Below are 13232 nucleotides of genomic sequence, written 5' to 3'. Positions count from 1 at the left end.
TGGCGTTCAATCCATGACGCCAAGCGGTTGATACCCCTGACCAAAGGCCTGATGCCCTGCATCAGGCCTTTTGTTTTGGGCGCGCTGGATTCAGAGGGGTGTACGTGTGGCAGGCGACACCGCAGTCCTCGTGAGCCAGGTCCGCGAGGCTTTCACCGCGGCCCCGAGCGAGCTGCAGGATGCACTGCCGGCCCAAGCCTCGCGATCCGACCGCACGCCATGGGTCATGCGCCGGGCCCGGCCTGCCGCTTTGCGAAGGGCGCAACGATCGGTGCGCCGGGTTCGCTGGGGCAGGCCAGCCCCAGCCGCTTGCGGGCTTTGGCCTCTTCGCGAGCGGGCGCCGCACCCCCGCCAGCTGAACGCCTGCGGGCACACCCAGGCGACACCCAGGCGACACCCGCAGCGCCTGCACTGGTAGCGCCCCCAATGCCGCTTGGCCTGCGCTGCGTTGGAATGCCTGTGGCAGGGCGGTGCAGTGGGGATGGGTGTTGGACAAGGGTGCAGTCACGGCCTTGTCGTGCGAGTTTGCACGGCGTCCGCGCGGCGTTCACACGACGTCTGCATGGCGCCCGTACGGCGTCTGCACGGTTGCTGGACGCTGACACCGCGCAGGCCTTCATGCAGCCACGCGAGCGGCCTCTGAGCCAGGCCGTCTTGCTCCCCCGTGACCGACAGGAGACCCATGTGATTACCCAAGGCGATGACTTCCCCGTTCACCAGACCAGCGAGCCCATTGCGTATGCGGGGACCGATCGCAATTTCTACGACCGCTATTTCTTCAACGGCTACAACCGCGCCGGCACCACGTTTTTCTCGGCCGCGCTGGGCGTCTACCCGCACCTGAACATCATGGACGGTGCTTTTTGCGTGGTGCACCGGGGCCAGCAGCACAACCTGCGCTTTTCCAAGCACCTGGGCATGGAGCGCATGGACACGCAGATTGGCGCCTTCGCCGTCAAGGTGGTCCAGCCGCTGGAGGTGCTGGCCATCACCATCGGCGCCAACGATTCGCCCATCACCGGCCAGATCACCTTTCACGCGCGCGCGCCGGTGGTGGAAGAGCCGCGCTTCATCCGCCGCGCCGGCCCCAGAACGCTGATGGACTACACGCGCATGACGCAAAACGGCCATTACGAGGGCTGGATCGACATCGCGGGCGAGCGCATTTCCATCAGGCCGGATGACTTCTGGGGCACGCGCGACCGCTCGTGGGGCGTGCGCAGCATCGGCCTGAAAGACCCGCAGGAGATGGCCCCGTCGGTACCGCCGCAGTTTTTCTGGCTCTGGGCACCCATCAACTTCGACACGCATTTCAGCCTGTTCGCGCTCAATGCCGACGAAACCGGCAAGCCGTGGAACGTGGGCGGCGTGATTGGCGACCTGGAGCAGGGCACGGTGACGCATGTCCAGGACTGCACGGCGCAGGTCGAGCTGCAGCCGGGCTCGCGGCACCTGGCCAAGGCCACCATCCGCTACGCGCACGAGGACGGCCAGCACACCGACCTCGTGCTCACCCCGCGCTGGAAGTTCTACATGTCGGGGCTGGGCTACCTGCACCCCGACCATGGCCATGGCCTGAACAAAGGCCCGCTGTCGTTCGCCTACGACACCTTCGACACCGAGGCCGTGAAGGACTGCGACTTCCCCTTGCACCTGCACATCCAGGCCTACGTCGATGCCGAGCTGCGCCTGCCGGACGGCCAGGCGGTGCGCGGCGCCGGCGTGCTCGAGCAACTGGTGTTCGGCCCCTACCACCCCTTGAACCTGCACGGCTTCATGGACCTGCCCCAGGAGACCCGCCCATGACCCGCGCCCCCGACGACCTGTTCATCACCCACGAAGACCAGATCACCGCCGACTGGGTGAACGCCGTGCTGCAACACCACCAGCCCGACCCGCAACGCCGGGTGCAGTCCGTGCGGGCCGAGCGCATCGGCAACGGCATGATCGGCAAAAACCTGCGCATCGACGTGACCTATGCCGCAGGCGCCACGGGCGCGCACAGGCCGGCCTCGCTGGTGGTCAAGCTGCCGTCCGACGGGCTGGTGAGCCGCGAAACTGGCCTGCGCGGGCGGCTGTACGAGCGCGAGGTGAAGTTCTACCAGCAGGTGGCGCCGCAGATCCCGCAGGTGGTGCCGCGCGCGCTGTATGCCCAGCTCACCGACGACAACCGGGACTTCTGCCTGCTGATGGAGGACGTGGCGCCTTGCACCTATGGCGACCAGCTGCAGGGCTGTTCGGTGGAAGAGGCCGAGTGGGCCATGGACGCCGCCGCGCAGCTGCACGCGCCGTTCTGGGGCAGCGAGGACATCCTGCGCCACGAATGGCTGGACCGCAGCCTGATGATGACGAACCTGCCCATCCTCCTGAAAGAGAAGCTGCCCATCTTCCTGGACATCTACCGCCACAAGCTCAGCGAGGCCGATCTGGCGCTGATCGCCCGCTTCGTCGGCCTGGCCGAGTCGTACTACGCGCTGCACCAGGCGCCGCTCACCATCACCCACGGTGACTTCCGGCTCGACAACATGATGTTTCGCATCCAGGGCGGTGCGGGCGACATCTGCGTGGTGGACTGGCAGACCGTGCTCATCCGCCCGGGCATGACCGACGTGTCCTTCTTCCTTGGCTGCGGTCTCAAGCCCGAGGCGCGCCAACTGCACGAGCGCGCGTTGGTGCAGCGCTACCACGCGCAGCTGTGCCAGCGCGGCGTGCAGCACTACTCGGCCGAAGACTGCTGGCGCGACTACCGCCTGTTTGCGCCGCAGGGCCTGGTGCAGGCGATCCTGGCCATCGTGACCACCTCGCGCACCGAGCGTGGCGACGTGCTGTTCCAGGTCCTCACCGAGCGCCACTGCGACCAGATGCGCGCGCTGCAGACGCTGGAGCTGATCGAAGCGCTGAGCGCCGCCACGGCCTGAGGCACGGCCAGCGACGCGACCAGGCGGCCGTTGCCGCTGCGATGCGTCGTTGTTGAGATGAAATGCAGTATGGCCTGGTTCCCGTTGTTGCTTGAACGGGAATCAGGCCATACTGCTTGATGCATTCGGAATCGATGGCGGCTGACCCGATGGGCACACGCCGTCCGCCAGCTTCGCTCACCGACCGCACCAGGCTGCGCATCTGGCATGCGCCCAGGGTCGGGTGGCCGCGTCGCGCCTGCTGCCGTGTGGTCCGGGGTGCCGATGAGCGCCTGTTCGCCAGGCCGCTTCCAGGGGCCTCGCTGCAGGCTCAGGTGAACAGCCCGCAGCGCAGTCGATCCAACAGCGTGGTTGTCCCACGGGAACCACGCCCGCCAGGCCCCCCGCGCAAGCGGGTCGGCCGGGCTTCAAGGCCTCACTTCAGCGCCTTCAGCACCGCTTCGCCCATCTCGCGCGTGCCGACCTTGGTGGTGCCGGCGCTGTAGATGTCGGGCGTGCGCAGGCCCTGGGCCAGCACGGCCTTCACCGCGGTCTCGATGCGGTCGGCAGCTTCGGGCTGGTTCAGGCTGAAGCGCAGCATCATCGCGGCGGACAGGATGGTGGCCAGCGGATTGGCCACGCCCTGGCCGGCGATGTCAGGGGCGCTGCCGTGGCTGGGCTCGTACAGGCCTTGCTTCTGGTCGTTCAGGCTGGCGCTGGGCAACATGCCGATCGAGCCCGTGAGCATCGAGGCCTCGTCGCTGAGGATGTCGCCGAACATGTTGCCGGTGACGACCACGTCGAACTTCTTGGGTTCCTTGACGAGCTGCATGGCGGCGTTGTCCACGTACATGTGGTCCAGCTGCACGTCGGGGTACTGCTGGCCGACTTCCGTCACCACGTCTTTCCAGAACTGGAAGGTCTCCAGCACGTTGGCCTTGTCCACGCTCGTCACCTTCTTGCTGCGCTTTTGCGCCGCCTGGAAGGCGACGTGGGCGATGCGCTCGATCTCGGGGCGCGAGTAGCGCATGGTGTCGAAGGCTTCCTCGCTGCCGGGGAAGTGGCCGTCAACGGCGGTGCGGCGGCCGCGCGGCTGGCCGAAGTAGATGTCACCCGTCAGCTCGCGGATGATGAGGATGTCCAGGCCGGCCACCAGCTCGGGCTTGAGGCTGGAGGCGTGCGTGAGCTGCTCGTAGCAGATGGCGGGGCGGAAGTTGGCGAACAGGCCCAGCTCTTTGCGCAGGCCCAGGATGGCTTGCTCGGGCCGCAGCGGGCGATCCAGCGTGTCGTACTTCCAGTCGCCCACGGCGCCGAACAGCACGGCGTCGGCGTCCTTGGCCAGTTTCAGCGTGGCTGGCGGCAGCGGGTGGCCGCTGGCTTCGTAGGCGGCGCCGCCCACAGGCGCGGTTTCCATCTCGAACTTCAGGTCGAGCGCGTTCAGCACCTTGACGGCTTCTGCCGTGATTTCAGGACCAATGCCGTCACCGGGGAGGATTGCGATTTTCATGTCTGCGAAAGCGGGTGGAGGAACAGGGGGCAGCGGGCCCGGGCGGGCCGCGCCAAAGCCCTCAAGTGTGCCAAAGCCGGACCGCCCGGTGCGCGGTGCCTGGCGATGCGCGGCTGCGCGGGTGGCGATGGCTGCCGGCGCGGCCAGCGAAGGTGACAGGCCGCTGGCGTCGGCCGGCTATCCTGCGCGCCATCTGCGCGGGCCGGCGCGACGCCTGGCCCGCAGCCCCGCTGCCCGACATCGAAAGTGGCCATGACGACCCAGAACAACCCCACCCCCCAAGCCCTGCAGGCCGCCGCCACGCTGTACCACGGCTATTTCACGGGCTTGATCCTGGCCGTGTCGTCGCAGCGCGGCCGGCACGATGCGGGCGAGTTCATGGCGCGCGTGTTTCGCCACCAGCACCACGAGAAGTTCCTGTCCAGCTTCGACAAGCTGGGCCTGTCCGGCCTGCCCGACGCGGTGGCGGCGGCGGCCTACCACTACCTGTCCAACCGCATCGGCGGCGTGCACGTGGAGTTCATGCGCGAGTCCGACCGCAAGGCCTGGGTACGCTTCGTGCCGCCGCGCTGGATCTACGACGGCGCCGCCATCTGCGGCGTGCCCAGCGAGGTGTCGCGTGGCATTTTGCGCGGCTGGTACGCGCACAACGGCGTGTCGCTGAACAACCCCCGCCTGGGCTTTGTGTGCACGGCGCAGACCATGGATGGCCAGCACGGCCTGGCCGGCTACTTCCTGGAGCACGACCGCGAACTGGCGCCCGACGAGCGCCTGCAGTTCCGGCCCGGCGAAGTGCCGCCGCCGTTTGACGAGGCTGCCGCCCCGCAGCTGGACCCGGCCGTGTGGACCCCGGCGCGTCTGGCCAAGGCCAACCGCAGCTACGCCATGGAGTACATCCGCAGCGCCTTGCCGCGCCTGGCCGAGCTGTTGGGCCCGGCCGAGGCCGCCCACATCGGGCGTCACGCGGCGCAGCTCATCGGCATGCAGCACCACGCGCAGCTGGCCCGGCTGCTGGGCGTGCAGGGCGACGGCCCGCAGGCCTTTGCGCGGTTCATGGCCGGCATGGCGGCGGGGCAGGGCGATGCGCTGACCTGGGAGGCATCCGGCGACGCCGTGCTCATCCACCAGACGAGCTGGCGCGTGATGGCGGGCCTGGCGCCCTTGCACACGGCCGTGTTCGACGCCTGGAATGGCCTGTGGGAAGGCGCTTTGATGGTGCACAACCGCGCGCTGGTGCTGGAGGTACTGGCCCGCATGGACCTGGGCGACGACCGCTTCACCTGGCGTGTGCGCCCGCGCGGGGCGCAGACGTTCTGACGCGCGATTGGCGATCGATGGCCGATGGCGGAATGGGGTATAGGGCTGTTGCCGTTCTTTAGATATCGGAAATGGCGCCATACTTCAATTTCACATGCACACTGTGTGCCATCTGCGGCGCACAGGGTGGCGCTTCGACCAGCGCCTGCTGGCCTGCCGGTTTGCCCGGACCTGGGCGATGAACGCTGCGCCGGGGGCGCGGCAGGGGCGCGGGCACTCGGCGACAGGTGACACGCGCGTGAAGGGCGCGAAGGGGCCGCCGCGCGCTTGGCGAGCAGGCGGCGCGGCGCATGCCGGATGCCGCGCGGCCATCGCGTGCGACCTGTTACGCTGGTCTGGCCCCAGCACCGCGGCTGGTGTGCGGGCGCAGGGCGCAGCGCGAGGGCCTCAGGCCGGGGCGCGCACGGCCGGCCATTCGCCCGAGGCGATCAGGGCCCGCGTGGTGTCGCGCACCAGGTTGCGCACCGCCGACACGGCGGCCGTGGGCTCCTGGTTCAGGGTGCCGGCCAGGTAGATGGGCCGCACCAGCTCGGGCGAAACGATGTGCGCGACCGACACCCGGCCGGCCTGGTGGGCCTGGGTGACGGCCGCATACGACAACACGCTGTGCGCCACGCCGCTGGCCACCACGTCCAGGATCTGGTGGATGGCGTTCACCTCGGCCACGGGGTCCAGCGCCACCTGGTTGGCCAGCGCCACGCGGTCGATCAGGATGCGCAGGCCGTGCTCGCGGCCCGGCATCACCAGGCGCAGCGCCGTCAGGCGCGCCAGCGGCACAGTGCTCAGCGTGCCGCCGGGGCCTGGCGGCAGCGCGCCCGGCGGGCCCACCAGCACCAGCTGCTCCTCGGCGACCTGGGCATAGGCCATGTTCGGGCTGTCGTGGCGCTCAAAGGTCATGCCGATGTCGAGCTCGCCCCGTGCCAGCAGCTGCGGCACGAAGCCGCTGCTGAGCTCGGCCACCTGCAGCTTGATGTCGGGCCAGCGCTGCAGGGTGTCGGCCACCAGGCGCACGGTCAGCAGGCGCGACATGGATTGCGGCAACCCCAGCGTGACGGGGCCGGCAGGGCGCGCGTCCAGCCCGCGCACCTCGTCGATGGCGCCCTGCAGCGCGTCCAGCAGCTCGCGCGCCCGCAGCTCGAAGCGGCGCCCGGCCGGCGTCAGCGTGGTGCCGCGCTGGCCGCGGTCGAACAGCACCACGCCGAGCTGGGCCTCCAGGTTCTTGATCTGCATGCTCATGGCCGGCTGGGCCATGTGCATGGCCTCGGCGGCACGCGTCATCGACTGCGTGGTGCAGACGGCGAGGAAGCAGCGCAGGCCGCGCACGTCAAGCGACATGGGAGTGGGGCAGAGACATAAGCATTCATTATGAACTTCATCAACACTCCGTCTTTGACGGTTATGGCGTGCGCCCTCACAGTCGCGGCATGACCCCGATGGAGACACCCATGAACCCCCAACGCCGCCATGTTCTGGCGCAGGCCGGCATCGCGCTGGCCGCCGCCACACCCCTGTGGGCCCAGGCCAGCACCGACACACCGGTGCGCCTGGTCGTGCCGTTTGCGCCTGGCGGGCCCGGCGATTTCACGGGGCGGCTGGCGGCCCTGCACCTGGCCAAGACCCTGGGGCAGCCGGTCATCGTGGAGAACAAACCCGGTGCCAATGGCAACATCGGCGCCCAGCAGGTGGTCGATGCCCCGGCCGATGGCGGCAGCATCCTGCTCAACACCGTGGGCATGCAGGCCATCAACCCCTTGCTCTACCCCCAGCTGCGCTACAGCCCGGGCCGCGACCTGGTGACGCTGGGCATCGCCTCGGTGGTGCCCAACGTGCTGGTGGTGCACCCCGACAAGCTGGGGGTGAACACCGTGGCCGAGCTGGTCGCCTTGGCCCGCCGGCAGCCCGGCCGGCTGACCTACGCCACGTTCGGCGGCGGCAGCTCGTCCCACCTGTATGGCGCCATGTTCCTGCGGGCCGCCGGCATCGAGGCCGTGCCGGTGCCCTACAAGGGCAGCGCACCGGCCAGTGCCGACGTGATGGCCGGCAACGTCGACTTCCTGTTCGACAGCCTGACGACCTCGGTTGGCCTCATCCAGGGCCGCAAGCTCAAAGGCCTGGCCGTGACGGCCGGCGAGCGCCTGCCGCTGGTCCCCGACGTGCCCACCATGCAGCAGGCGGGCTTGCCGGCCGTCGACCTCAAGTTCTGGCTGTCGCTGCAGGTGCACGCCCGAACGCCCGCGCCGGTGCTGGCGCGCCTGCGCCAGGCGCTGTACCAGGCCATGCTGCAGCCTGAGTACCAGGCCGCGCTGACCGCGCGTGGCGCCGAGGCGCTGGTCATCGAGCCGGCACGCGTGCACCAGCAGGTGCTGGCCGATGCGGCCCAGTGGCTGGCGCTGGGCCAGTCCATCGGCATCCGCCCGGTCTGATCCAGGAGCCGCCATGCAAGCCTTTGAACACCTTCGCGTGCTGGACCTGAGCAAGGTGCTGGCCGGTCCGCTGTGCGGGCAGTACCTGGGCAACCTGGGGGCCCAGGTCACCAAGGTCGAGCCCCTGGGCGTGGGCGACGACACCCGCGCCTGGCAGCCGCAAAAGCACGGCGAGTCGGCCACCTTCCTCGCCGTCAACCACAACAAGCGCAGCCTGGCGGTGGACCTCAAGTCGCCGCGCGGCCAGGCTGTGGTGCAGCGCCTGGCGCAGCAGGCCGATGTGGTGCTGCAGGGCTTTGGCGCCGGCACCGCGGCCAGGCTGGGCGTGGACTTCGACACCTTGTCCGCCCTCAACCCGCAGCTGGTGTACTGCGAGATTTCAGGCTACGGGCGCGACGGCCCGCTGGGCCAGGAACCGGGCTACGACGTGATGCTGCAGGCCTTCAGTGGCATGGTCAGCGTGATGGGGCACGAGGGCGGTCCGCTGGTGCGCGCGACCTTTTCACCGGTTGACATCGCCACCGGCATGCTGGCCTTCAGCGGCGTGCTGGCGGCATTGATGGAGCGCCAGGCCACGGGCCAGGGGCAACGGGTCGAGGTCTCGCTGCTGGACACGGCCATGAACCTCATGGGCTACGTGGCGCAGAACCACTGGGTCTCGGGCCAGCTGCCGCGCCGCATGGGCACGGGTCACCCGGCGATGTGCCCCTACCAGGCCTTCGAGGCGGCCGATGGCCCGCTGCTGATCGGCGTGGGCAACGACGCCCAGTGGCGCCGCTTTTGTCCCGTGGTCGGGCTGGCGGCCCAGCGCGATGACCCGCGCTTTGCCACCAACGCCGCGCGCGTCGCGCACTTCGATGCCACCGTGGCCCTGGTGGCCGAGCGCGTGCGTCTGCAGCCCGTGCAGCACTGGCTGGATGCGCTGCGCGCCGTGGGCGTGCCGTGTTCGCCCATCCACACCATCGCACAGGCCCTGAACCACCCCCAATTGGCCGCCCGCGACCTGGTCGCCCACACCACCCACAGCACGCTGGGCGAGATGCCCGCCGTGGGCTTTCCGATCGCGTTCGGTGGCCAGCGGCCCGCTCCCAGGCGGGCGCCGCCGCGTCTGGGCGAGCACAGCCGGGCCGTGCTGCTCGACGCCGGCTATTCAGCCGGCGACATCGACGCGCTGCAGGCTGCGCACATCATCGGCGATGGCGCGCCGAACCCGGCCTGATGGCAGGGTCTGTGTCACACAGGGGTGAGCAGTATGGTGTGATTGCCGATTACAAATTATCGGCAGTGGCTGTATACCCATGGTGTTACGCCGATTTTTCAACCTGGAGTTTTGCATGCACATGAAGTACGACGTCCGCGACGGGGTGGCCGAGATCCTGTTCGACTGTCCGCCCGTCAACGCCCTCACCGCGCCGCTGATGCGCGAGCTGCTGAGCCACCTCGACGCGGCGCGCGTCGATCCCGGCGTGCGCGCCGTGATCCTGGGCAGCGCGGTGCCGGGCCGGTTCTGCGCCGGCCTGCACCTGAGCGAGATGGTCGACGCCAGCCTGCCGCAGAAGCACGCGCTGGTCGAGATGCTGTACACCGGGCTGTTCGAGGCCCAGCAGCGCCTGGGCAAGCCCAGCATCGCGGCCGTGCGCGGCACGGCGCGCGGCGGTGGCATGACGCTGGCCGTCTCGTGCGACATGCTGATTGCGGCCGACACGGCGACCTTTGGCTACCCCGAGATCGACGTGGGCGTGACGCCGGCCATCCACTACACGCACCTGCCGCGCATCGTGGGCCGCCACGTGGCCTTCGACCTGCTGTTCACCGGCCGTGCGTTCGACGCGGCCGAGGCGCAACGCCTGGGCCTGGTCAACGCCATCGTCCCCGAAGACCAGGTGCTGGCGCGCGCGCGCGAGGTGGCCCAGGTCCTGGCCAGCAAGCCGCCGCACGTGTTGCGGCTGGGGCGCCAGGCCTTCTACAACGCCATCGACCTGGACTACCGCAAGGGCGTGGCCGACGCCGTGAACCACTTCACCACCGTGGCGGCCAGCGACGACGCGGCCGAAGGCATGCGCGCCTTCACCGAAAAGCGCAAACCGGCCTGGCCCTCGGCCCAGGGCTGAGCGGGGATCGCTCGGGTGCGGTCAGCGCGGGCCAATGCGCCAGCGCGCCCGATGCACGAAGTGCGTCCGGTGCGACCCGCGGGCGCTGGTCCCGCGGGGCCGTGGGCGGCCAGCGTGTGCACACCGGGGCGGCTATGCGTCCGGTCAGGCGATGACCTGGGCGGCGCGCAGGCGCGCGATCTCGGCCTCGTCACGCCCCAGGCGGCGCAGGATGGCGTCGGTGTGTTCGCCGCGCTGCGGCGGGTGCTGGCGCAGGCCCAGGCGCTCGCCGTGCAGGGTGATGGGCAGCAGCGCGGCGCCGGCGGTCTGGCCGGCGCGCTCGCCGTCGGTCAGGCGGATGTCTACCAGGCCGCCGGTGGCCTGCAGGTGCGGGTCGTCGTAGAGCTCCTCGGGCTTGCGGATGGGGGCGTACGGCAGACCCGCGGCCTCGAAGCGCTGCGCGAGTTCGGCCGCCGCGAAGGGTGCGAAGCGCTCGCGCAGCAGCGGCAGCATGACCTCGCGGTGCTGCACGCGCAGGGTGTTGCTGGCCAGGCGCGGGTCGGCGGCGAGGTCGGGCCAGTCCAGGGTGCGGCACAGCTGCGTCCACTGCGCGTCGCTGACGGCCGAGAGGAAGATCTGCTCGCCGTCCCGCACGGTGAACACGTCGTACAGCCCCCAGGGGGAGATCCGGTTGGGCATGGGCTGTGCGGCGACGCCGGTGATGGCGTACTGCAGCATGTGCTGGCCGACGAGGAAGACGTTGTTCTCGAACAGCGCGCTCTGCACCTCCTGCCCCAGGCCGGTGATGCCGCGCTCGACCAGGGCGCCGAGCACGCCGATGGCGCCGAACATGCCGCCCATGATGTCGTTCACGCTGGTGCCGGCGCGCAAGGGGTCACCGGGGCGGCCCGTCATGTAGGCCAGCCCGCCCATCATCTGCACGACTTCGTCCAGCGCGGTGCGGTGCTCATACGGGCCGGGCAGAAAGCCCTTGAGGCTGACGTAGATGAGGCGCGGGTGGGTGGCCGACAGGCTGGCGTGGTCCAGCCCCAGCTTGGCCATGCTGCCAGGCTTGAAGTTCTCGGCCACCACGTCGGCGCTGCCGCACAGCTCGCGCGCGAGCGCTGCGCCCTCGGGCTGGCGCAGGTCCAGCGCGATGCTCTGCTTGTTGCGGTTGAACATGGGGAAAAAGCCCGCGCCCGCGCCCAGCAGGTGGCGCGTGCGGTCGCCGTCGACGGGCTCGACCTTGATGACCTCGGCCCCGAGGTCGGCCAGCACCATGCCGCAGGTCGGGCCCATGACCATGTGCGTGAACTCGACCACGCGCAGGCCCTGCAAGGGCAGGCGGCGTGGGGCGGGGGCTGGTGGGGTCATGGGGCAAGCCAATGGGGACAAAGGACGACGCGGCGCAGCCGCGGGTCAGCCCGGAGTGGGAACGAGGCGAGCGAAGGCATCGGCGGCCAATGGGCTGGTTCGCAGCCTGCGCGCGTGCTTCAACAAGGTGGAGTATGGGGTCACTGCCGATGTCGAATGAACGAGCATGGATGCATACACCAGTCAGGAGAGGTCAGCGGCCCGCCGCCGATGCCTTGGCGGCCGAAGGCGGTGTGGCGGTGGTCAGCAGCGCGTTGACGGTGCGCAGCTGCTGGTCGTCGAGCACGCCCGCGGCCTCGTGCAGGCGCAGCCAGCCCACGATGAGGTCGTAGCGGGCCTGTGCCAGCTGCCGGCGCACGTCGTAGAGCTGGGTCTGGGCGTTGAGCACGTCAATGTTGATGCGCACACCTACCTCGTAGCCCAGCTGGCTGGCCTCGAGCGCACTCTGGGCCGAGGCCTGGGCGGCTTCCAGGGCCTTGATCTGTGCCCGGCCGGCCTGCAGCGTCAGCCAGGCGCTGCGCACGGCCTGACCGATCTGGCGCTCGGCGTCCTGGGCGTCGGCCCGGGCCTTGTCTTCCAGCGCCAGCGTTTCGCGCACGCGGTTTTGCACCAGGCCGCCGGCGAACAGCGGCATGTTGAACTGCACGCCGATGCTGGCCTGGTTGGCGCGCGTGGGCACGCCGGGGTACATGGATTGCGGGTTGCCCTGGGGGTAGTTCACGCGGCCCACGCTGGCCACCAGGTCGACCGTGGGCTTGTTGCCGGCGCGGGCCTTCTCGGTTTCCAGCTCGGCCACCTGCACGGCCAGCCGGGCCTGAGCCAGCTGCGGGTGCTGGCTGAGGGCGGTGGCCACCCAGTCGTCCATGGTGCGTGCGGCCACGTCGGGCAGCTGCGCCGGCAGGGCCAGCGGTGCGGGCACGAAGCCGGCCTCGCCGATCACCGTGTCCAGCGCCAGGCGCTGCACCTGCAGCCTGTTTTCAGCCGCGATGCGCTGCGCCAGCACCTGGTCGACGCGGGCCTGTGCTTCGCGGCTGTCGGTGATGGTGGTGTTGCCCAGCTCGAAGTTGTTGTCGGCTGCGGCCTTTTGCTGCGCCACGGCCCGCTCGAGCTGCTGCGTGGTGGCCAAGGCATCCTGGGCCGACAGCACGTCGAAATAGGCCTGTGCCAGGCGCGTGATGAGCTGCTGGGTCGCGCGGTTCAGCTCCTGCTCGGCCGCCTGGCCCTGTTTGTCGCCTTGCCGCCAGGTGGCCAGGTTGGCCGGCCGGTACAGCGGCTGGCTGGCGTTCAGGCTGATGTTGTGCGTGCTGTAGCTGGTGACGGGGTTCTGCTGGCCGGCAGGCGCCGCCATGTCCAGCGTCGAATCGAGGTGGGTGCGGGTGCTGCTCGCGCCCAGCCCCAGCTGCGGCAGCAAACCGGCCCGGGCCTGATCGGCCCGTGCCAGGCTGGCCTGGCGCTGCGCCTGCGCGGCCTGGTAGCGGGCATCGTGCAGGGCCGCCTTGTGCCAGGCGTTGAGCAGGTCCTGGGCACTGGCAACCGGGCTCAGGCTCATCAGGGCCAGGGCGGGTGCCAGTGGGCCGATGAGCCGCCGCAAGGGCTGGGAGGCGGACACGGTGGGGGCCGGGGG

At 69.9% G+C, this 13232-nt stretch carries 10 protein-coding genes; 6 read left to right on the top strand and 4 right to left on the bottom strand.

The window, feature by feature from the left end:
- Positions 1-684 precede the first annotated feature (684 nt).
- Positions 685-1806, top strand: a complete 1122-nt coding sequence (locus tag CCO03_RS12595; RefSeq protein ID WP_087284636.1) for an Rv3169 family protein — start codon at positions 685-687, stop codon at positions 1804-1806.
- A complete protein-coding gene (locus tag CCO03_RS12590; protein WP_087281558.1) occupies positions 1803-2918 on the top strand; it encodes a phosphotransferase in 1116 nt (371 codons plus the stop codon). The genes CCO03_RS12595 and CCO03_RS12590 overlap by 4 nt, the downstream gene beginning before the upstream one ends.
- A gap of 415 nt (positions 2919-3333) precedes the next feature.
- Here CCO03_RS12590 and leuB read toward each other — a convergent pair whose 3' ends face one another.
- Positions 3334-4404 (bottom strand): 3-isopropylmalate dehydrogenase, encoded by a 1071-nt coding sequence (gene leuB, locus CCO03_RS12585; protein ID WP_087281555.1) that lies wholly within the window; start codon positions 4402-4404, stop codon positions 3334-3336.
- A gap of 252 nt (positions 4405-4656) precedes the next feature.
- Here leuB and CCO03_RS12580 point away from each other — a divergent pair, with 252 nt between their 5' ends.
- A complete protein-coding gene (locus CCO03_RS12580) occupies positions 4657-5721 on the top strand; it encodes a hypothetical protein (RefSeq protein WP_087281553.1) in 1065 nt (354 codons plus the stop codon).
- Positions 5722-6108: 387 nt separating this feature from the next.
- On the opposite strand, the gene CCO03_RS12575 is transcribed toward CCO03_RS12580, so the two are convergent.
- Entirely contained in the window at positions 6109-7056 is a 948-nt protein-coding gene (locus CCO03_RS12575; protein WP_087281551.1) for a LysR family transcriptional regulator, read from the bottom strand.
- 110 nt (positions 7057-7166) lie between these two features.
- On the opposite strand from CCO03_RS12575, the gene CCO03_RS12570 reads away from it, so the two are divergent.
- The 3 genes from CCO03_RS12570 (at position 7167) to CCO03_RS12560 (ending at position 10255) form a co-directional block, all read left to right on the top strand.
- Positions 7167-8144: a Bug family tripartite tricarboxylate transporter substrate binding protein gene (locus CCO03_RS12570; RefSeq protein WP_087284634.1), complete on the top strand. Its 978-nt coding sequence runs from the start codon at positions 7167-7169 to the stop codon at positions 8142-8144.
- A 13-nt stretch (positions 8145-8157) separates the two neighbouring features.
- Positions 8158-9363 (top strand): CaiB/BaiF CoA transferase family protein, encoded by a 1206-nt coding sequence (locus CCO03_RS12565; RefSeq protein WP_087281549.1) that lies wholly within the window; start codon positions 8158-8160, stop codon positions 9361-9363.
- A 115-nt stretch (positions 9364-9478) separates the two neighbouring features.
- Positions 9479-10255 carry an enoyl-CoA hydratase/isomerase family protein gene (locus CCO03_RS12560; RefSeq protein ID WP_087284633.1) on the top strand — a complete coding sequence of 259 codons (777 nt, stop codon included), beginning with the start codon at positions 9479-9481 and terminating at the stop codon, positions 10253-10255.
- A 144-nt stretch (positions 10256-10399) separates the two neighbouring features.
- Here the strand turns inward: CCO03_RS12560 and CCO03_RS12555 are convergent, their stop codons facing one another.
- Together CCO03_RS12555 and CCO03_RS12550 are read right to left on the bottom strand one after the other, a co-directional pair.
- Entirely contained in the window at positions 10400-11608 is a 1209-nt protein-coding gene (locus CCO03_RS12555; RefSeq protein WP_087281547.1) for a CaiB/BaiF CoA transferase family protein, read from the bottom strand.
- 193 nt (positions 11609-11801) lie between these two features.
- Positions 11802-13217 carry a TolC family outer membrane protein gene (locus CCO03_RS12550; RefSeq protein WP_236903796.1) on the bottom strand — a complete coding sequence of 472 codons (1416 nt, stop codon included), beginning with the start codon at positions 13215-13217 and terminating at the stop codon, positions 11802-11804.
- Positions 13218-13232: the final 15 nt, after the last annotated feature.

It is taken from the genome of Comamonas serinivorans (genome assembly GCF_002158865.1).
GTDB lineage: Bacteria > Pseudomonadota > Gammaproteobacteria > Burkholderiales > Burkholderiaceae_C > Comamonas_E > Comamonas_E serinivorans.
The sequence above is the reverse complement of the archived record's forward strand: the minus strand, read 5'-3'. Positions and strand labels throughout refer to the sequence as shown.

Excerpts from the sequence above, each read along its gene's own strand:
- CCO03_RS12575 (WP_087281551.1), bottom strand. The coding sequence starts at position 7,056 with ATGTCGCTTGACGTGCGCGGCCTGCGCTGCTTCCTCGCCGTCTGCACC.
- CCO03_RS12565 (WP_087281549.1), top strand. The coding sequence starts at position 8,158 with ATGCAAGCCTTTGAACACCTTCGCGTGCTGGACCTGAGCAAGGTGCTG.
- leuB (WP_087281555.1), bottom strand. The coding sequence starts at position 4,404 with ATGAAAATCGCAATCCTCCCCGGTGACGGCATTGGTCCTGAAATCACG.
- CCO03_RS12570 (WP_087284634.1), top strand. The coding sequence starts at position 7,167 with ATGAACCCCCAACGCCGCCATGTTCTGGCGCAGGCCGGCATCGCGCTG.
- CCO03_RS12560 (WP_087284633.1), top strand. The coding sequence starts at position 9,479 with ATGCACATGAAGTACGACGTCCGCGACGGGGTGGCCGAGATCCTGTTC.
- CCO03_RS12555 (WP_087281547.1), bottom strand. The coding sequence starts at position 11,608 with ATGACCCCACCAGCCCCCGCCCCACGCCGCCTGCCCTTGCAGGGCCTG.
- CCO03_RS12590 (WP_087281558.1), top strand. The coding sequence starts at position 1,803 with ATGACCCGCGCCCCCGACGACCTGTTCATCACCCACGAAGACCAGATC.
- CCO03_RS12580 (WP_087281553.1), top strand. The coding sequence starts at position 4,657 with ATGACGACCCAGAACAACCCCACCCCCCAAGCCCTGCAGGCCGCCGCC.